The organism is Pseudomonas sp. QS1027 (genome assembly GCF_002814235.1).
Lineage (GTDB): Bacteria > Pseudomonadota > Gammaproteobacteria > Pseudomonadales > Pseudomonadaceae > Aquipseudomonas.
In genome coordinates this window covers 238,172-257,880 of sequence record NZ_PHSU01000004.1, presented here as the reverse complement: position 1 = coordinate 257,880, position 19,709 = coordinate 238,172, and the positions used below count along the sequence as shown (strand labels likewise).

Below are 19,709 nucleotides of genomic sequence, written 5' to 3'. Positions count from 1 at the left end.
TACGCGGCTCAAGCACGGTATTCCCTCGGCATCAGTGCCAACAGCAATCCCAACGAGCCGCATACCAGCAAAGTCAGGCCCAACGCCTGGGACCACGCCGCCAGCAGCATCCCCACGCCAATCAGCAAGTAATACAACAAGCCGAACAACGCACCGGCGGTACCCAATCGATCACCATAGTTCGACAGGGCCGAGCCGAGGACATTGGGGATCGCCATGCCAAACGCCAGCACCACCAGCAGCATCGCCAACACAAACAGCACACTGTCCTGCAGAAGCCACACGCCAACACCGCCGGACAATCCCGACAGCGCAGCCACACGGATCAACCGGGCACTGGTCAATCCACGGCGTAGCAAACGCTTGTTGACCCAGGCGCCAAGGCCCGACCCCAAGGCCAGGATCACGCCGCTGTAACCGAACATCCGGCCACTCAACCCCAGCCTTTCAAACATGAACGGTGCAAGGCTGTAGTAACTGAACAGGGCAATGTTGAACACCGCCACCAATAGCGCCGAACGCCAGAGGTCCAGGTCCCGCAGCATACGCCACAGCGTTTCGAACAGACCGGCAGTGGCCAGATGCAGCGGCCGGGTTTCCGGCAACGCTCGCCAGGACCACAGGGCCAACCCCAGGGACAACAGCAACAGGCAGCCCAGCACGCCTCGATAACCGAAGGACTGCACCAGGCTCGCCCCGCCGAACAGCCCAATCGCCGGGCTGGCAGCCAAGGCAATGCCCACCAGCGAAAACACCTGCGCCAGTTCCGCACCGCTGAAGCGATCGCGCAGCAGGGTCTGCGTGACGACCGAGCCCACTGCCGCACCAAAGGCTGCCAGCACCTGGGCGACCAACAAGGCCTCAAAGGTACGCGCAGTCAGCGCCAGTACCGACGCAGCGGCATACAACAACAGCCCCGACAGCATGGCCGGCCGCCGTCCGATCCGATCACACAGCCGCCCCCACACCACCACGCCAAAAGCAAACGACAGGAAGTACACCGACAGGGTTTGCGCCGCCTGCTGCGGCCCCACGGCAAAGGCCCGGCTGATATCCGCCAGCGCAGGGCTGTAAAGGGTTTGCGCGATTTGCGGGAACATCAACAGGGTAATCGCCAGCCCCAACCACTTTGTAGACTTCATCACGGCTTCACTCGCCAGAAAAACAGGCGGCAAGTTTGAAGCGTGCCAGATGTCGTATTATCAAGACTCAGACAACTAATCATTGAAATCGGACAATCGATGGCCTGGCTCGACACCCATGACGCTTTCAACCCTGACCGATACCCCGCACCGGTCATTGGTATCGCGTCCACTCTCGGGGATCACGACTCCGGCCTCCATCAACATCAACGCGGTCAGTTGCTGTTTACCCATCAAGGCTGCACGCGCATCACACTGGCGCAGCACCTGTGCCTGCTGCCGCCCTCCCGCGCCGCCTGGATACCCGCCGGCGTGAATCACCGTGCGGTGATGCAGCAGACCGTGGACTATCGATCGATTTATCTGTCTGCCGAGTTGTGCGCCGAACTGCCGCAACAGGTCTGCGTGATCGAAGTCACGCCGTTGCTGCGCGCCGTCCTGGAACCCATCGCCACTGCCGACTTCGACACCGATTGGCAGCAGGGCAAATTCGTCCACTTGCTGGGGCTGTGCCTCAGCGAAATTCGTGACGCGGTACGCCAGCCCATGCTGCTGCCCTTGCCCCGGGACAGACGTTTGAAGCCACTGCTGGCCATGCCCGAACAACTGCCGCCGACCGTTCAGGCACTCGAGCAGCAAATCGGCGCCAGCAGCCGGACCATCGGCCGTATTTTCCAGCGCGAGACCGGCATGAGCTATCAGCAATGGCGCCAACAGTGGCGGCTGATGCGCGCCATCGAGCTGCTGTCCATCGGCCGCAGCCTCAGCTACAGCGCCTTCGAATTGGGCTTTTCCAGCGACAGCGCGTTTATCGCGTTCTTCAGGGACCTGACCGGCACGACACCGGGCGCCTGGCTCAAATGAGCCGCTTACGAGTCCAGACTCAGCTGACCAACGCCAAGGCGTCCGCTCCGGCAACAATACGAACCGGCGCTGATGGATCATTGGCAGCACGCCATACCGCTTCGGCCACATCACGCGCCAACGTGATCTCGGACGACTGGGCCCATTGTGCAAAGACGCTCTTCGCCAGATCGGCATACGCCTCGGGGATCAGTATTCGATCCTGTGCGTTTTCACCGAAGCGCGTTTCAGGTGCCCGTCCCGGGAGTACCAGACTCACTCGGATATTGAACGGCTGAAGCTCCAGGGCCAGGGACTCGGTGAACGCATTGATCGCCGCCTTGCTCGCGGTGTACACGGAAAGCAGCGTAAGGGACTTCAAGGTCACGCTCGACGTGACGTTCACCACGGTGCCCGCCTTGCGCTGCCGGAACTGAGGCAGCAGCGCCTGGGTCAGGGCGATGGTGCCAAAGGTGTTGGTCTCGAAAATACCGCGAACGGCCTCCATCGGAGTGCCTTCAAGGGCGCCGAACATGCCAATCCCAGCATTGTTGACCAGCACATCGATGGGGCCCGCGGCCTCTACCACCTGCTGGATGCTCTGCGGATCGGTCACGTCGAGCGCCAGCACACGCAGATGCTCGGAGCGTGGGAATAGATCTTCGCGCGGCGTGCGCATGGTGGCGATGACCTTCCAATTGTGGTCGAGAAAGTATCGGGCGGTTTCAAGGCCGAAACCGGATGAGCAGCCTGTGATCAGAACGGTTTTCATCAGTGACTTCCTGTAGGTAATAGGCGGTACGGAAACGATACGGCCGCGCATCCGGACTTGCTACACTCCAAAGTCCATATTCCATTCGCAGGAGTCCTGCCGTGATTGATCCGTTATCGGAAGTCGTCAGCCTGCTCCAGCCGTGCACGCCATTCTCGAAGGTCGTCAGCGGTGCGGGTCGCTGGCGTGTTCGCCGATCGGAAGCCGGACAGCCTTTCTACTGCGTGATCCTCGAGGGTGCGTGCCGCCTTGCGGTTGAGGGACGCGAGCCGATCGACCTGCAGGCCGGCGACTTTGTCTTGATTCCTTCCTCGCCGGGGTTTGCGATGTCGAGCCTTGAGCCGCCGCCCGAGGACGTTGAGACCGCGCCCGTCGCGCAACTCCAGGGCGGGTTCCGGCTGGGTGTGCAAGGCGGGCCGCACGAAGTGCTGGTGCTGGTGGGCCACTGCCTCTTCGGCTCGCCGGACGCGGCCCTGCTGGTATCGCTCCTTCCGCAGTTGATCCATGTGCGCGGCGAAAAAAGACTCACCACCCTTGTTCAACTGGTGAGCGAAGAGTCTCGCGAGCGGCGGCCAGCACGGGAAGTGATTCTGGAACGCCTGCTGGAGGTGCTGCTTATCGAAGCCCTCCGCTCCACGGCGGGGCCCGCAACCTCGCCGGGACTCTTGCGCGGGCTTGCCGACGAGCGCCTCGCCGTGGCGATCCGACGAATGCATGAAAGCCCGACCCGATCCTGGACGATTGCGCAGTTGGCGAAAGAAGCCGCCCTCTCCCGCTCGGCCTTCTTCGAACGTTTCAACCGCGCACTGGGAACAGCACCGATGGCGTACCTGCTGACTTGGCGCATGGCCTTGGCCAAGAATCTGCTACGCCGCAAGGAAGGTGGCCTGGCGGAAATTGCGCAACGTGTGGGCTATAGCTCGGCGAGCGCGTTCAGCGTCGCCTTTACCCGCCATGTCGGGCTGCCACCCACGCGTTATGCGCAGAACGAGACGGATCCACTCATGGCAGGCTGAGGTCGTCAACGATCGCAGTCGCCATCACGCCCACCACCTCCCCACAGCACTCAGCCTCACTCGCCATGACCCATTGCGCGAACGCCTCGCTCGGCAGCGGGATCGAGAAGAAATAGCCTTGCCCGACCTCATAGCCCTGCGCCATGAGGATGTCGCGCTGGGCGACCTGCTCAATACCTTCAGCCACCACGTGCAAGCCCAGCCCCCTGCCGATACCAATGACGGACTCACTCAGGGCGCGGCAGGAGGCATCGCGCTCCAGGTCGTCGACGAAGCTCTTGTCCAGTTTCAACTCGCTGATCGGCAGGCGCCGCAAATACCCCAGGCTGGAGTAGCCGGTGCCAAAGTCATCAATCGCCAGGCGCACGCCCAAGGCATGCAAATCGCGGAGGGTCTGCTCGGTGCCTGCGCTATTGGACAGAAGGACGCCCTCGGTCACCTCCACACGCAGGTCGCCCGGCTGCAAGCCGCAATATCGCAATTGCCGGTCGATCAACTCGGCCAGATTGCGATTGTGGACGTTGATCGGCGACAGGTTGATCGACAAGGAGGGGATCCCCAAACCTTGCCGACGCCACTGCGCCATTTGCTCGCAAGCCTGCTGCAGCACCCACTGGCTCAGGATATTGATCAGCCCGCACTCCTCGGCCAGAGCAATGAAGCGGTCGGGCCCGATAGGACCCAGGGTTGGATGCGTCCAACGCGCCAACGCTTCGGCACCCACCACCCGTCCGCTGCGCAGCTCAATCTGCGGTTGATAAACCAGATGCAGCCCATCGCCGGCCAGGGCCTCGCGCAAGTCCGTCTCCAGCATCAGGCGCTCCTGGGCGGTCTTGTTCATCTCCTCGAGAAAGAAACTGAAGCTGCCGCGTTCGACGCGCTTGGCCTGGTACATGGCGATGTCAGCGCAGTGCAGCAGGCTTTCCATATCCTGCCCATCCCTCGGGAACAGGCTGATGCCGATGCTCGCCGACAACACCACGGACGTCCCCGCAACGGTGGCCGGGACACTGAGGGTCATCATCAGCCGCTCAAGAAAGAAGGTGACCTGGGTGGCGTCCATCCGTGGCAGCACCAGCACGAACTCATCCCCGGACAAACGCCCGACGATGTCCGACTCCCGCAGCACACTGCGCAGCCGTTGCGCCATGACTTGCAGCAGCTCGTCCCCCGAGGCGTGCCCCAGGGCGTCGTTGATCTGCTTGAAACGGTCCAGGTCGACAAACAGGACCGCCAGTTCGGTCTGTTCTTCAGCGGCTTCAAGCAGGGTTCGCTCGGCCTGGGCCAACAGGAAATTGCGATTGGGCAGACCGGTCAGGGCATCATAAAAGGCCAGCCGCTGAATGGACTGCCGGGCCTCCTCCCGTTCCAGGGCCAACAGGCACAGGTGGATGCCCGCCGTCACCAGATGCGTATGCAGCGGATCAGGTCCACGAGGTTCCCTGAAATATAGCGCAAAGGTCGCCGCGACCCGTCCCGCGGCGTTGCGGATCGGAACCGACCAGCACGCCTGAAAAGCCAACTGTTGTGCCAGGACCTTGTAGTCGGCCCAGAGCGGATCGTTCTGAATGTCCGTCACCAGAACCGGCTCGCCCCGGTAGGCCGCCGTGCCGCAGGAGCCATTGGCCGGGCCTGCTGACAGGCCCTCGATCGCCCGGGAGTAGTCCGGCGGCAAGCCCGGGCTGGCCAAGGGGTGGAGCATTCCGTCCTTGTCCACACTGAGGATCGAGACCGCGACCTCAGGGGCGATGTGTTCAATCTCCTGGCACAGCAAGGTCAACACGCTTTCAAGAGACGCTTCTTTCAACAGCGCGCCAATGATCCTGTCCTGCAACACCTCATGCAGCTTTGTCCGGGTAATGTCGGTCAACACAATCACAATGTTTTCGACCGTGCCCCGAACATCGAATACCGGCGTCGAGGAAACATGCAGCCACAGCCGCTGGCCATTGCGCTTGCTGATCAACGCGCTGGTTTCATTGGATTGACCGCCGAGGAGTCTTTCCAGCACCTGCTGCGCATTCGCCTTGGCTCGGGTACCCGGGGTGAAGAATATCAGCGGTGACTGACCGATCACCTCTTCGCGGGAATAGCCCAGCAAGCGAACGAACCCGTCATTGACATAGATGAGCTGCCCATCGGCGTCGGCGATACAGGTGGCCGAGCGGGTGGCATTGACTGATATCGAGAGCAAGCGGTGCTCGATGTCCTTCAGGCGCGCCTGGGTGATGTCCTTGAGAAAGGCGGCGTGGAGAATACGGCCCTGCAAGGTGATTTTCGAGATGGACATCGAGCCCCAGCGCTCTTCGCCATCCTTGCGCACAATTCGCAGATCCCGGCTGGTGCCCACAAGCTTGTTGACCGCGGTCTCGCGGTTGGCACTGATAAAGCCGTCATGCTGGGCGTAGGCAGCCTGAGGCACCAACGTCTTGATGTCGTGGCCAAGCACCTCATGGCGCAAGCACCCCCAGAGCTGCTCGGCCGCCCCATTGAAGAACACCACGGCGTTGTGATCATCAATGACCACCACGGCATCAATAGCCTGCTCCAGTGTCTGCACGAAAAAGGGCTCCGCTTCTTCGCCACTGATCAACCCGACGCTAGAGTCCATTTTTTTACCACTGTATGCCTGCCATCACCGCCCTACGCCCTTGTCAGCACGTGAGGTACCAGAAGCGTGACCCTGTCTTTACAACCGAGTGTATGGCTCTCTCACTCAAAGCACCTGGTGTCAGGCACTGCGATGAAAACAAGCTAAACGGTCATAATCCGTTCTTGGGATGTCAGTTTAATGGCTCTGTGTGTTTACGCTGTAAAACGCCCGGGCTTTTTTGTAAAAAAAGCCTAATGACTTCCAGGACGCGTTTCTGGCACCGCAACAGCTTTTATTGGATCAATCCGAGGCCGGGCTCTGCGCTGAGGGTTCCTGCTTCGGCTTGCTCTTGCTGAGAACGAACCACACAGCTAGACAAATAAGGCCGCCGCCGTACAAATGTGCGGTCGAAAGATGCTCACCCAGGAACATCACACCCCACAGCACGCCGAAGGGAGGGACAAGGAAGGTCACCGTCAGCGAACGCACCGGCCCGATATCTGCGATCAAGCGGAAATACAGAATGTACGCACACGCAGTACAGATGAACCCCACCGCAACCAGTGCGATCCACACCTGCGGGTTACCCCAGGTCGCCGGTGGACTTATTGCGGCTGAGATTCCGAAGAACGGCGCGAGAAACAGCGTCGCGCCCATCTGACTGCCAAAAGCGACGAGTTTCGCGTCCAGCCCACCCTTGTCAGCGACCCATCGTTTAGTCAGAAATCCTGCTGCGCCGTAGCAACTGGTGGCGACCAGACACGCCAACGCGCCCATGACCACGCCCATTGAAAGTGTGACGGGGCCGGTGCTGGTCAGCCATGTAATGCCCATCAAACCGATCAGCACGCCGGCGGCCTTTTTCAGGGTCAACGAATCGCTGAAACACATCCAACCGATCATCACCCCCATCAGCGGTGTGGTCGCATTGAAAATGGCCGAATAACCGGCAGGTAACAACAGTGCCGCCACGCTATACATTAAAAACGGGATGCCGGAATTGATAACGCCCAACACCATGATCGCCTTCAGCTTGCCGTTGAAGTCGACTTTGGTTTTTAAAATGGCAAGGATGACGGCCAAGCCAATGGCGCCCAGCAACACGCGAAAAAATGCCGTCGGCAATGCGCCCAGAACAGGAGCCGAGATGCGCATGAAGAGAAAACTGGCGCCCCAGATCGCCGCCAGAACCAGTAGTCGAACATAATCGGATAATTTCATGGGTTGCCTGCGGCGCTGTTCGTTAACTAAAAAATGACTCGATAATTGCACCACTGATACGGGGCAATCCAAAAAGTGGTTGGAATGGTCAAGGGGGAAAGGCCAGATATACGGCAGCCATGATGGACTCCTCTAGGTTTGGAGCCTCAAAGTAAGGATGCTCGCAATGTGCTCGCACTCCGATTCTTGCTGCCGAAAATGGGGGTGCGCTCGGGCATCGTTTTTCTGGCGATCAACAAGCCGTTTTGAGGGTGGGTCATATCGCTGAGGCCGGCGCCTGATCAGTGATTGAATCCGCCCTTTTCAAAGATATTGAACAGGCATTCCGCAAAAAAACGCACCCGTCCTGGCTGGGTACGCGCAGGTGGAAACAGCATCTGGAGGGGGATCGGTGGCGATGCATATTCCGGCAGCAATTCAATAAGACGACCGGCCCGGATATCGGGTCCGACATCCAGCTCCGATTTCAGAATGATCCCTCGCCCCTCCTGACACCACTGACGAACGAGTGCGCCGTCATTCGCAATCCGGTCGCCCCTGACAGTGATATTTTGCTTGGCTGAGCCTTTCCCAAAATGCCAAAGATTGTCCAGATTCTGGCCGAAACGCATTACCAGACAATTATGGTTTTTCAAATCCTCGGGTACTTTCGGTGCGCCATGAACATCGATATAGCGGGGTGCGGCACAGAGTATCCGTCTTTTGGGCCCCAGGCTTTTCACCCTTAGCGTGCTGTCCATCATCACGCCAAAGCGCAAGGCAATGTCGATGCCCTCACCCACGATATCGACATAACCGTCAGATAAAAGCAGCTCGACCCTTACCCCTGGATGTTCGGCAAGAAAGTGATTGATGACGTCTGAAACCACGGTTCTGCCGATATCGCTGGGCGCACTGACCCTGATAAGACCGGCCAGGGTCTGGGCCCCCAAGCGGATACGTGCTTCAAGATCCCCTACCCCATCGAGGATCTCCCTGGCGTCTTCGACGAGCATTCGCCCCTCGTCGGTCAAGCTCATGGCCCGTGTGGTGCGGTTCAAGAGACTGACACCAAAATGGGCTTCCAGCGCCGCGAGCCGCTCCGATACGGTGGTCGATGACAGACCCGCCTCGCGCCCCGCTGCCGCCAGGCTGCCTTTCTCGACTATTTGCATGAACAGCGCGATGTTATCGAGCAGCATTAAACGGATTCTCCGGATTATCTTTCCGTAGATAGCCCGTTTTTCCGTAAAAGACAAACACCTAACCTGATCTCGCCTTCAATACGCGAGAGACGTTCAAATGACAGCGCACATCCGCATCGGCCATATCGGTCTGTCCTTTCATGAGGCAAGCGCCCTGGAAGTGGGTCGTGTCCTTATCGAACAGGGTCACACGGTGAGTTATGCCTCGGCCGCTCACGAGGCTGCATTCGAGAGGTTGGGACGTGGCGAAGTCGACCTGCTTGCGTCCGCCTGGCTGCCGTCCAGTCACGAGAAGTACCTTGATCCACTGCTCGATCAGGTCGAGAAAGTCAGCGTGCTCTATGAGCCCTATTGCATCTGGGGCGTGCCGGACTACGTGCCAGTGGCGGATGTGGAAAGCATTGAGGATCTGCTGCGAGAACCCGCTTCAAGCCGGATGGAGCGTTTGATCCAGGGCATCAATCCGGGTGCCGGCATCAGCCGGTTTTCGGCTGAAATGATCGGCGCCTATGGGCTGGGAAACGCCGGCTACGCATTTCGCTCCGGCAGCGAGGCGGATTGCTTTGACCGTTACGAGGCTGCGGTTGCCGAGGAACGTTGGCTCGTGATTCCGCTGTGGCACCCTCATTTCCTGCATAACCGATACAGCATACGGGCCCTGCAAGATCCCAAAGGTTTCTTGGGCGGCCAGGATCAAGCAACGCTGATCGTGCGCAAGGATGCCCGCGAACGGATCGGTGCGCGCGCGATGGAAGCGCTGGCGCGACTCTACATCGGCAACTCGAAGTTGAGCGCCCTTGAGGATGCTTTACGCAAGCAAGTGCCCGCGTAAGCTGGGCCAGCGGTCGCCCCAATCGAGTGCGAGTCGCCCCAACCCGGAGCGTATCCCAGAGGCGGGCGGTGGAAAGCAGCCGGATCCGGCTCCGGTAAACCCGCTGCATCTCACCGCTGCCCGGACTTCAGTTGGGCGTTGGAAAAAAAGACCATGATCTGGCACGCCTCTCGCAAGGAGCTGGGTGTGCAGGAGTAGCGCGAGCTAGACGCACCACAATTTGCAAATAGTTGGCTAGGGTTCCGGCTTGCTGAAAAGCGAGTGACTGGTCCGAGAGCTAACGACCTCCAGTTGAGGTTACACGGCGGGATAAAAGCCCGGGAGACAGACCACCTATTCATACAGGTGTCGCGCTGCTCCTTGTCCGCCCACCCTCAACTGGAGTCTTACCATGCGAAAACCTCTTCTATCCGCCTTTCTCGCCGCAAGCATTGCCCTATTGGTCAGCCTGCCTTCCAACGCCGCGGCCAAGACTGATTTCAACGTCTGCTGGACGATCTATGCAGGCTGGATGCCTTGGGAGTATGCGCAAGCCCAAGGCATTGTCGACAAGTGGGCCAAGAAGTACGGCATCCACATCAAGGTCACCCAGCTCAACGATTATGTCGAGTCGATCAACCAGTACACCGCCGGCCAGTTCGATGGCTGCACCATGACCAACATGGATGCCCTGACCATCCCCGCCGCCGGTGGCGTGGACAGCACTGCCCTGCTGGTCAGCGACTTCTCCAACGGCAACGACGGCATCGTCATCAAGGGCAACGGCAAGACCGTCGCCGACCTCAAGGGCATGAACGTCAACCTGGTCGAGCTTTCGGTCTCCCACTACCTGCTGGCTCGGGCACTGGATAGTGTCGATCTGCAGGAAAAGGACCTGAAAGTCATCAACACCTCCGACGCTGACATTTCCGCCGCCTTCAACACCGACGCCGTCCAGGCGGTCACGACCTGGAACCCCATGCTCGCCGACATCAAGGCCAAGCCGGGAGTCACCGAGGTGTTCGACTCCAGCAAGATCCCTGGCGAGATCATCGACATGATGGTGGTCAATACCCAGACGCTCAAAGACAACCCCGCGCTGGGTAAAGCCCTGACCGGCGCCTGGTTCGAAGTCGTGGCCTTGATGGGCAACCCGTCCGCTTCCGGCGAAGCAGCCCTGGAACACATGGCCAAGGCCTCCGGCACCGATCTCGCCGGTTTCAAGGCGCAATTGGCGACGACCCAACTGTTCCATACACCGCAGCAGATGCTGGACTTCGTCAACAGCCCCGAACTGCCAAAAACCATGGACAAGGTCTCTGGTTTCTCCTTTGAACACGGCCTGCTTGGCCAAGCGGCCAAGGACAGCAGCGCGGTCGGCATGAGCTTCGCCCATGAGATCACCCGCGGAGACAAGGGCAATCTCAAACTGCGCTTTGACCCCGGCTACGTGCAGATGGCTGTCGACGGCAAGCTGTAAGCGGAGAACGCACCATGCGTCTGATCAACCGTCATCCCGATCGTCCAACACGGTTGTTGCTGGTGATCCTGCCGTTCGCCCTGTTGCTGTGCGCCTACTTTCTGGGCTCTGCGCAGCGGCTGACGGAAAACCCCAACGACAAGCTGCTGCCCAGTGCCGCGCAGATGAGCGATGCGGTGAAACGCATGGCCTTCAGTGAGGACAAGCGCAGCGGCGGCTATGTGCTCTGGCAGGACAGCGCGTCCAGTCTGCGGCGCCTGGCCATCGGCCTGGGTATCAGCGCCCTGATCGGTCTGTGCCTGGGCATCGCCGCGGGCACGCTGCCGCTGTTCGGCGCGCCGCTGTCGCCGTTGCTGGTGGTGCTGTCCATGGTGCCGCCGCTGGCGATCCTGCCGATTCTGTTTATCGTCTTCGGCCTGGGTGAACTGTCCAAGGTGATGCTGATCGTCATCGGCATCACGCCGATACTGGCCCGCGACCTGGAACAACGGGCTCGGGAAATCCCCGTCGAGTTGCTGATCAAGGCCCAGACCCTGGGAGCCTCGACCTGGACCCTGATCCTGCGCGTGGTCCTGCCGCAACTGCTGCCACGGCTGCTGATTTCGCTGCGGCTGGTGCTGGGATCGGCGTGGCTGTTCCTGATCGCGGCCGAGGCCATCGCTTCCGAAGATGGCCTTGGCTATCGGATCTTCCTGGTACGCCGCTACCTGGCCATGGACGTTATTTTGCCCTACGTGGTGTGGATCACCCTGTTGGCCTGGCTGATGGACTGGGGTTTGAAGCAGCTCACCCGACGTGCCTTTCCCTGGTATGAAGGAGCCCGCTCATGAGCTTTATCCAAGTCAACAACGTGTGGCAGCAGTATGGCGACCATGTGGTGCTGGAGGGCCTGAACCTGAGCATCGCCGAAGGTGAATTCTGCACCCTGGTCGGCACGTCCGGCTGCGGAAAATCAACCTTCCTGCGGCTGCTGCTGGGCCAGGAACGCGCGAGCCGTGGCCAGATCCTGCTCGACGGCCAACCGCTCGCCGCGGAACCGGACCCGAGCCGTGGCGTGGTGTTCCAACGCTATTCGGTGTTCCCCCACTTGAGTGCGCTGGACAACGTCGCCCTCGGCCTGGAGCTGCCCCGGGCGCCACTGCTGGGCCGGTTGTTGGGCCAGCGCAAACGCGTTGCCCGCGAACAGGCGGCGGCGCTGCTCCACAAGGTCGGCCTCGGCCATGCCCTGGACAAATACCCGGCGCAGCTCTCGGGTGGCATGCAGCAACGCCTGGCCATCGCCCAGGCCTTGATCATGAAGCCACGAATGCTGTTGCTTGACGAGCCCTTCGGCGCCCTCGACCCCGGCATCCGCAAGGACATGCACACCCTGCTGCTGGATCTGTGGCGCGAAACCCGGCTGACCGTATTCATGGTCACCCACGACCTCAGCGAAGGCTTCAGCCTGGGTACCCGGCTGATGGTCTTCGACAAGGTTCGCGTCGATCCCCATGCGCCCTATGCCTATGGCGCGCGCATCACTTACGACCTGCCGCTCAACAGCAAGCGCAGCGAGGCCCAGGCGGTCCTCGCGAACTCGCTGACGAGCGCTCTTCAACCGATCCTGGGACTTACCCATGAATGACACGACTGTTTTTGCCGATGAACGCCTACCCGGCGGTGGCCACCTTTCCTTTGTTCTCAAGCGCGGGCAGCTGCTGCGTCTGACCGACCTTCAAGGCGGTGCCAATGTCAGCCTGATGCTGTTCAACGCGCACGAAAAAACCGAGCGCCTGAACCTGCCTGACAGCCTCAAATGCCAGCACACCGCCAAGCTGACAGCTGGCCATTGCCTGTACTCGGACATGGGTCGGGTGCTGGCCGCAATCACACGTGACACCTGCGGTTGGAGCGACAGCCTCGGGGGCGTGCTCTGCGCCGACGAGGTCGAGCAGAAATATGGCCGAGGCCGCTATCAGGAACTGCGCAACGGTTTTTACCGCAATGGCACGGACAACTTGCTCGTGGAGATGGGCAAGTGGGGATTGGGACTCTCCGACCTGTCCATGACCCTCAATCTGTTCAGTCGAATCGATGTCGACGCCAACGGTGCGTTGCACTTTGTCGAGGGCCATTCCAAAACGGGCGATTGCATTGAGCTCTACGCACCGATGGACACCCTGTTCATGATCACGGCCCTGCAACACCCCATGGACCCCGCACCTGAATACGCGCCCAAACCAGTGCAACTGACCTTTATGAGCGCCGACGCCAGCGTCGCCGAACACTGCCGGACTTCGCGCCCCGAAAACCTGCGCGGCTTCATCAACACCGACCGCCTGTTCGCTTGAGGACGATCACATGACCACGCACCTGCATCCCGAATCGGCCATCTACCGGGCCACCGTCCCGGCGGGCGAGCCCTGGCTCACCGAAGTGAAGGCCGGCCAGACCCTGCGCATCCTCGACCTCGAGGGCAACCAGGCCGTTGACACGCTGTTCTACAGCGCGGCCAACCCGCGCGAGCGTTACGACGTCCAACGCACCCTGCGACGCCAGAACAACGTCTACCTGAGCACCGGCAGCGTGCTCTACTCCAATCTTGGCCGGCCCTTGCTGACCATCATCGAAGATAACTGCGGCCGCCACGACACCCTCGGCGGTGCCTGCGCCCAGGAGAGCAACACCGTGCGCTATGCCCTGGACAAGCGCCATATGCACAGCTGCCGCGACAACTACCTGCGCGCCTGCTCCCACGATGGCCGACTGGGCAAACGGGACATCAGCCCGAACATCAACTTCTTCATGAACGTGCCGGTGACGCCCGAAGGCGCCCTGACCTTCGAGGACGGTATCTCCGCCCCCGGGAAGTACGTGCAGTTGCGGGCCGAGATGGACGTGATCGTGTTGATTTCCAACTGTCCGCAGCTGAACAACCCGTGCAACGGCTATAACCCCACCCCTGCGGAGCTGCTGATATGGGACTGAAACCCTGGCTCAAGCCCCTGCGGTTGTGGCTGTTCACGATTTGCCAGAGTCGCTCGGGCCAGACACAGCCTCGCAAGCGGCCTTGATCGCTGTCCGGGGACGACCCCGAGACCCTCTCGAAAAACTGCGGGACGACCCGCACCCCAGCCGAGGCGGCTCCGTGCCGCCTCCAGGGAAATCGTCATGTTTGACACACTGTTGATTGCCAACCGCGGTGCCATCGCCTGCCGCCTCCTGCGCACCTTGCGCGAACTCGATGTCAAAGGCGTCGCGGTCTATTCCGAAGCGGATATCACCAGCCGCCACATCCTTGAAGCCGACCAGGCCTTGAGCCTGGGTGAAGGGGCCGCGGCCGACACCTACCTGGTGGTGGACAAGATCCTCGCAGCAGCCAAGACCTGCGGCGCCCAGGCCATTCACCCCGGTTATGGCTTCCTTTCGGAAAACGCCGCCTTTGCCGAGGCCTGCGAAGCGGCCGGGATCGCCTTCGTCGGCCCGACGCCTGAGCAACTGCGGCTGTTCGGCCTCAAGCACACCGCTCGCGCCCTCGCCCGCCAGCAGGGCATCCCGTTGCTCGAAGGCACCGATCTGCTCGACAGCCTCGACGACGCCCTGCGGGCCGCGACGCAGGTGGGCTACCCGATCATGCTCAAGAGCACCGCGGGCGGAGGTGGCATCGGCATGCGCGTATGCCGCTGCGCCCAGGAGCTGCAAGAAGCCTTTGAGACCGTCAAACGCCTGGGCCAAAACAACTTCAGCAACGCCGGTGTGTTTATCGAGAAATACATCCAGCGCGCCCGCCATCTGGAAGTCCAGGTGTTCGGTGACGGCGCCGGTGAGGTCCTGGCCCTGGGCGTACGCGATTGCTCGGTGCAACGACGCAACCAGAAGGTGCTGGAAGAAACCCCCGCGCCAAACCTGCCTGACGGCATGGCCGAAGCCCTCTGCAGCGCCGCCGTGCGGTTGGCCAAGGCGGTCAACTACCGCAGCGCCGGTACCGTCGAATTTGTCTTCGACAGCGACGATCAACACTTTTACTTCCTGGAAGTGAACACCCGCCTGCAGGTCGAGCACGGTGTTACCGAACAGGTCTGGGGCGTCGACCTCGTGCGCTGGATGGTGCAACTGGCCGCGGGTGACTTGCCACCGCTCGGCGAGCTGGGCGCCCGCCTGCAACCTCGCGGCCACGCGGTGCAAGCACGTTTGTACGCAGAAGATCCAGGCAAGGACTTCCAGCCAAGTCCCGGTCTGTTGACAGCAGTGAAATTCCCGTCAGCCGATGGCCAGAGGTTGCGCATCGATACCTGGGTCGAGGCTGGCTGTGAGATCCCCCCCTACTTCGACCCGATGATTGCCAAAGTCATCACCTGGGCCGAGGACCGCGAGCAGGCGCGCCAGCATCTGTACCAGGCGCTTGGCGACAGCCAGCTTTACGGCGTCGAGACCAACCGTGACTACCTTCGTCAAATCCTGCTCGATATGCCGTTCGCCAGCGGCCAGCCCTGGACCCGCTGCCTGGAAGGCCTGGCCTATCGCGCACAAACCTTCGAAGTACTCAGTGGCGGCACCCAGACCAGCGTGCAGGATTACCCGGGGCGCCAGGGCTACTGGGCGGTAGGCGTGCCGCCTTCGGGTCCCATGGACAGCCGTGCGCTGCGCCTGGGTAATCTGTTGCTGGGCAACCCCGAGGGTTGCGCCGGTCTCGAGATCACCATGAGCGGGCCGAGCCTGCGCTTCAATACTGACGCCGTGCTGGCGGTAACCGGCGCGGTGTTGCCGGTATCGCTCGATGGCGCAGCAGTGGCAATGAATACCGCGCTGCGGGTCAAGGCAGGTTCGGTATTGAGCCTGGGCAGCATCACCGGAGCCGGCGCACGCAGTTATCTATGCCTGCGCGGTGGCGTGCAGGTGCCGGATTACCTGGGCAGCAAAAGCACCTTCACCCTCGGCCAGTTCGGTGGCCATGGTGGACGGGCGCTGCGCGCCGGCGATGTGCTGCACCTGGCCCCGCTGACCGACGCAACGGCCGGCGCGGTGCTTGCCGGGCAGGAGCCGCTGGCGGCGCTGCGCTCCATCCGCGTGATCTATGGCCCCCATGGCGCACCGGAATACTTTACCGAAGACTACATCCACACGTTCTTCAGCACCGACTGGGAAGTGCATTTCAACTCCAGCCGAACCGGCGTGCGCCTGATAGGTCCCAAACCCGAGTGGGTTCGGGCCGACGGTGGAGAGGCCGGGCTCCATCCGTCCAATATCCACGACAACCCCTATGCCATCGGCGCGGTGGATTTCACCGGGGATATGCCGGTGATTCTCGGCCCCGACGGCCCCAGCCTGGGTGGCTTCGTGTGTCCGGTGACCGTGATCGAGGCCGACCTCTGGCAATTGGGGCAACTCAAGGCCGGGGACAAGGTGCGGTTCATCCCGACCAATCTCGCCCAGGCACGCCAACTCGCCAGCGCGGCGCTGACCGCCGAGCCCCCCAGGGACGCCGCCGTGATCGGGCTGCAATCCCCCATTGTGCTGGACCTGGGCCAGGATGATACCCGCCTGGTGGCGCGCCTGGCCGGTGATACCCACCTGCTGCTGGAGATCGGCGCCGCCGAGCTCGACCTGGTGTTGCGCTTCCGGGGCCACGCCTTGATGCAGGCGCTCGAAGCCAAGGCGTTGCCGGGGGTCATCGACCTCACGCCCGGTATCCGCTCGCTGCAGGTCCACTACCAACCCGAACAACTCCCCCTGGCCCACTTGCTGGAGATCGTGGCTGGCGAATGGGACGCGGTCTGTGCTGCCCGCGACTTGCAGGTCCCCTCTCGCATCGTGCATTTACCGCTGTCGTGGGATGACCCGGCTTGCCAGCTGGCCATTGAAAAATACATGACCACCGTTCGCAAGGATGCGCCGTGGTGTCCCAGCAACCTGGAGTTCATTCGCCGCATCAATGACCTGCCCGACCTGGATGAAGTACAGCGCACGGTGTTCGAGGCCAGCTATCTGGTCATGGGCCTGGGCGATGTCTATCTCGGGGCACCGGTAGCGACGCCGCTGGATCCCCGGCATCGCCTGGTGACCACCAAGTACAACCCGGCGCGGACCTGGACCGCCGAGAACTCGGTGGGTATCGGCGGGGCCTACCTGTGCGTTTATGGCATGGAAGGCCCCGGCGGCTACCAGTTCGTCGGGCGTACGCTGCAGATGTGGAACCGTTACCGTGAAGTGGCGGCGTTCTCCGGCAAACCCTGGCTGTTGCGCTTCTTCGATCAGATCCGATTCTACCCGGTCAGCGCGCAGGAGTTGCTGCGCATCCGTCGCGATTTCCCCCTCGGTCGCTTCGACTTGAACATCGAGCACAGCCAATTGCGCCTGGCCGACTACCAGGACTTCCTCGCCAGTGAAGCGAGCAGCATCCAAGCGTTCCGAGACCGGCAACAGAGCGCTTTTTCCGCCGAAAGACGGCGCTGGATCGACAGCGGCCAAGCGCACTTCGAAAGCAGCGAAGCGCTTGTCGAGGCACCCGAAGAGGCGCTCTTGCCGGCTCATCAAACCAGCGTGGAAAGCCCCATTGCGGGCAACCTCTGGCAGGTTCAGGTCGCTATCGGCGAGCGGGTCGCCGCAGGCGTGGCGTTGGTGGTGCTGGAGTCGATGAAGATGGAAATTCCGGTGCTTGCGCCCTGTGCCGGCATTGTTCGAGAAGTGCTCGTGCAACCCGGCTCGGCGGTGCGCGCCGGGCAACGGGTGGTCGTGATTGAGCCCGTCCCCCCTACAGGAGAAAAGCCATGAAAACCGATCTGCAACTGGACGTGCTGCGGGCACGCTACGCCAGCGGCGAATGCTCGCCACGTCGCCTGATCCTCGCCCTACGTGAACAGGCCGAGGCGTTGAATCCCGACTTCAATCTGTTCATCCACCTGCTCAGTGCCCAGGAGCTGGAGCCTTACCTGGTCGCCCTTGAATCCAGCACGATGGAAAGCCTGCCGTTGTACGGCGTGCCCTTTGCCATCAAGGACAACATCGATCTGGCGGGTATCCCCACCACGGCGGCGTGCCCGGCGTTCGCCTATACCCCGCAGCGTTCGGCGACCGTTGTCCAGCAGTTGATCGACCTGGGGGCGGTGCCGTTGGGTAAAACCAACCTCGACCAGTTTGCCACCGGCCTCAACGGCACCCGCTCACCCTACGGCCCCTGCCGTAACAGCGTGCTCGCTGAATACCCGTCGGGGGGCTCCAGCGCGGGCTCGCCCTTGACGGTGGCACTGGGTTTGACCAGCTTTGCACTGGGCACCGATACCGCAGGCTCGGGCCGGGTACCGGCGGCGCTCAACAACCTGGTGGGGCTCAAGGCGACCAAGGGACTGCTGTCCACGGCCGGGGTGGTGCCGGCCTGTCGCACCCTCGACTGCGTAACGACCTTCACCGCCAGTGCCGCCGAGGCGAGCCGCCTGTTGGCGCTGATCGCGCAGCAGGATCCTGAAGATGAATACAGCCGCGCCAATCCCGCCTGGAACGATGGTACGGCGTTCGGCACTGTGCGGCCGTTTCGATTTGGCGTGCCACGGGCCCAGGACCTGGAGTTTTTCGGCTGCACTGAAGGACCGGGGCTGTTTGCCGCCGCGATCGAGCGCTTGCAGGCATTGGGCGGCGAAGTGGTCAGTCTCGACCTGTCGCCGTTTCTTGAGGCCGCACGGCTACTCTATGAAGGTCCATGGGTGGCCGAGCGCTATAGCGTCGTCGGCGAGCTGGCGCAGGCTCAGCCAGATGCGGTACTGCCCGTGATCCATGCGGTGCTGGCGAAAGCCCCCCAGGTGAGCGGCGTGCAAACCTTCCGCGCGCAGTATCGCCTGCAGGCACTCAAGGCGCAGTGCGACCGCCTGATGGCCGGGCTGGATTGTGTACTGACGCCCACCATCGGTCGCCCGGTGACCTTGGCCGAGCTTGCCGAAGAGCCGATCCTGCGCAACGCCGAGCTGGGTTACTACACCAACTTCATGAACCTGCTGGACTATGCCGCCGTGGCCGTACCGAGCGGCTTCATGGCCAACGGCTTGCCCTGGGGGGTGACCTTGTTGGGTCGGGCCTTCACCGATCAATACCTGCTGAGCCTCGCCCATGCGTATCAGGGCGGCAAAAAGCCTGCCCATGAGGCTCGCCATGATCAGGCCCGCCTGGTGGTCTGCGGCGCGCACCTTGACGGCCTGGCGCTTAACGGGCAACTCAAGCAACGCGGCGCGCGCCTGCTCGAAACAACCCGGAGTTCACCGGATTACCGGCTGTACGCACTGGCCGGCGGCCCGCTGAAGCGTCCGGGGATGGTCCGGGTCGCTGAAGGTGGTGTGGCCATCGCCGTGGAGGTCTGGCAATTGCCCAGCAGCGAGTTGGGCTCGTTCCTGACGGGGATCCCGGCCCCGCTGGGGTTGGGTAAGGTGCAGTTGGACGATGGTCGTTGGGAGACCGGGTTCATTTGCGAGGCGCATGGCCTGGAGGGCGCTACAGATATCAGCGCTTGGGGCGGGTGGCGAGCCTGGTTGTCCGCGCAGTCCTGAGTCCATCGCCTGAACAAGCGCCCCGGCATCAGACGACACTGATCCTGGGGCGCCCAAACCTGGCGAACGTCAACGCGGTGGAATTAAGCATCCGAGTACCTCCTCATCCGCCACCTGCTTGCTCTAACATAGCGCCT

The 19,709-nt window shown here is 61.8% G+C and carries 15 protein-coding genes and 1 riboswitch; of the genes, 10 read left to right on the top strand and 5 right to left on the bottom strand.

All coding sequences use genetic code 11. From position 1 onward, the window contains the following. Positions 1 to 8: 8 nt before the first annotated feature. Positions 9 to 1,142: a multidrug effflux MFS transporter gene (locus CWE01_RS04930; protein WP_100939414.1), complete on the bottom strand. Its 1,134-nt coding sequence runs from the start codon at positions 1,140 to 1,142 to the stop codon at positions 9 to 11. Positions 1,143 to 1,241: 99 nt separating this feature from the next. Between CWE01_RS04930 and CWE01_RS04925 the strand changes: the two genes are divergently transcribed. Beyond that, complete coding sequence (locus tag CWE01_RS04925; protein ID WP_100939413.1) at positions 1,242 to 2,006, top strand: helix-turn-helix transcriptional regulator; 765 nt, start codon at positions 1,242 to 1,244, stop codon at positions 2,004 to 2,006. A gap of 19 nt (positions 2,007 to 2,025) precedes the next feature. Here the strand turns inward: CWE01_RS04925 and CWE01_RS04920 are convergent, their stop codons facing one another. Further along, positions 2,026 to 2,757, bottom strand: coding sequence for an SDR family oxidoreductase (locus tag CWE01_RS04920; RefSeq protein ID WP_100939412.1), 732 nt, complete (start codon positions 2,755 to 2,757; stop codon positions 2,026 to 2,028). Between the two features lie 101 nt (positions 2,758 to 2,858). Between CWE01_RS04920 and CWE01_RS04915 the strand changes: the two genes are divergently transcribed. Next, complete coding sequence (locus tag CWE01_RS04915) at positions 2,859 to 3,773, top strand: AraC family transcriptional regulator (protein ID WP_100939411.1); 915 nt, start codon at positions 2,859 to 2,861, stop codon at positions 3,771 to 3,773. Here the strand turns inward: CWE01_RS04915 and CWE01_RS04910 are convergent. The 3 genes from CWE01_RS04910 to CWE01_RS04900 form a co-directional block, all read right to left on the bottom strand. After that, the gene (locus CWE01_RS04910; RefSeq protein WP_100939410.1) at positions 3,760 to 6,384 is read right to left on the bottom strand and encodes an EAL domain-containing protein; all 2,625 of its coding nucleotides are present in this window, start codon (positions 6,382 to 6,384) and stop codon (positions 3,760 to 3,762) included. The genes CWE01_RS04915 and CWE01_RS04910 overlap by 14 nt on opposite strands. Positions 6,385 to 6,666: 282 nt before the next feature. Next, positions 6,667 to 7,587 (bottom strand): DMT family transporter, encoded by a 921-nt coding sequence (locus CWE01_RS04905; protein ID WP_100939409.1) that lies wholly within the window; start codon positions 7,585 to 7,587, stop codon positions 6,667 to 6,669. Between the two features lie 281 nt (positions 7,588 to 7,868). Continuing rightward, positions 7,869 to 8,768 carry a LysR family transcriptional regulator gene (locus CWE01_RS04900; RefSeq protein ID WP_100939408.1) on the bottom strand — a complete coding sequence of 300 codons (900 nt, stop codon included), beginning with the start codon at positions 8,766 to 8,768 and terminating at the stop codon, positions 7,869 to 7,871. A 100-nt stretch (positions 8,769 to 8,868) separates the two neighbouring features. On the opposite strand from CWE01_RS04900, the gene CWE01_RS04895 reads away from it, so the two are divergent. The 8 genes from CWE01_RS04895 to atzF all read left to right on the top strand — a co-directional run bounded on the left by CWE01_RS04895 (position 8,869) and on the right by atzF (position 19,572). Beyond that, positions 8,869 to 9,603 carry a glycine betaine ABC transporter substrate-binding protein gene (locus CWE01_RS04895; protein WP_100939407.1) on the top strand — a complete coding sequence of 245 codons (735 nt, stop codon included), beginning with the start codon at positions 8,869 to 8,871 and terminating at the stop codon, positions 9,601 to 9,603. Between the two features lie 223 nt (positions 9,604 to 9,826). Further along, positions 9,827 to 9,929, top strand: a riboswitch (guanidine-I (ykkC/yxkD leader). Between the two features lie 65 nt (positions 9,930 to 9,994). Further along, positions 9,995 to 11,062 (top strand): putative urea ABC transporter substrate-binding protein, encoded by a 1,068-nt coding sequence (locus CWE01_RS04885; protein WP_100939405.1) that lies wholly within the window; start codon positions 9,995 to 9,997, stop codon positions 11,060 to 11,062. A gap of 14 nt (positions 11,063 to 11,076) precedes the next feature. Then, positions 11,077 to 11,892: an ABC transporter permease gene (locus CWE01_RS04880; protein ID WP_100939404.1), complete on the top strand. Its 816-nt coding sequence runs from the start codon at positions 11,077 to 11,079 to the stop codon at positions 11,890 to 11,892. After that, entirely contained in the window at positions 11,889 to 12,686 is a 798-nt protein-coding gene (locus tag CWE01_RS04875) for an ABC transporter ATP-binding protein (protein WP_100939403.1), read from the top strand. The genes CWE01_RS04880 and CWE01_RS04875 overlap by 4 nt, the downstream gene beginning before the upstream one ends. Beyond that, the gene (locus CWE01_RS04870) at positions 12,679 to 13,392 is read left to right on the top strand and encodes an urea amidolyase associated protein UAAP1 (protein ID WP_100939402.1); all 714 of its coding nucleotides are present in this window, start codon (positions 12,679 to 12,681) and stop codon (positions 13,390 to 13,392) included. Before CWE01_RS04875 ends, CWE01_RS04870 begins: the two co-directional genes overlap by 8 nt. 10 nt (positions 13,393 to 13,402) lie before the next feature. Continuing rightward, positions 13,403 to 14,029: an urea amidolyase associated protein UAAP2 gene (locus CWE01_RS04865; protein WP_100939401.1), complete on the top strand. Its 627-nt coding sequence runs from the start codon at positions 13,403 to 13,405 to the stop codon at positions 14,027 to 14,029. A 183-nt stretch (positions 14,030 to 14,212) separates the two neighbouring features. Beyond that, positions 14,213 to 17,812: an urea carboxylase gene (gene uca / locus CWE01_RS04860; RefSeq protein WP_100939400.1), complete on the top strand. Its 3,600-nt coding sequence runs from the start codon at positions 14,213 to 14,215 to the stop codon at positions 17,810 to 17,812. Next, positions 17,809 to 19,572, top strand: a complete 1,764-nt coding sequence (gene atzF / locus CWE01_RS04855; RefSeq protein WP_100939399.1) for an allophanate hydrolase — start codon at positions 17,809 to 17,811, stop codon at positions 19,570 to 19,572. The genes uca and atzF overlap by 4 nt, the downstream gene beginning before the upstream one ends. Positions 19,573 to 19,709: the final 137 nt, after the last annotated feature.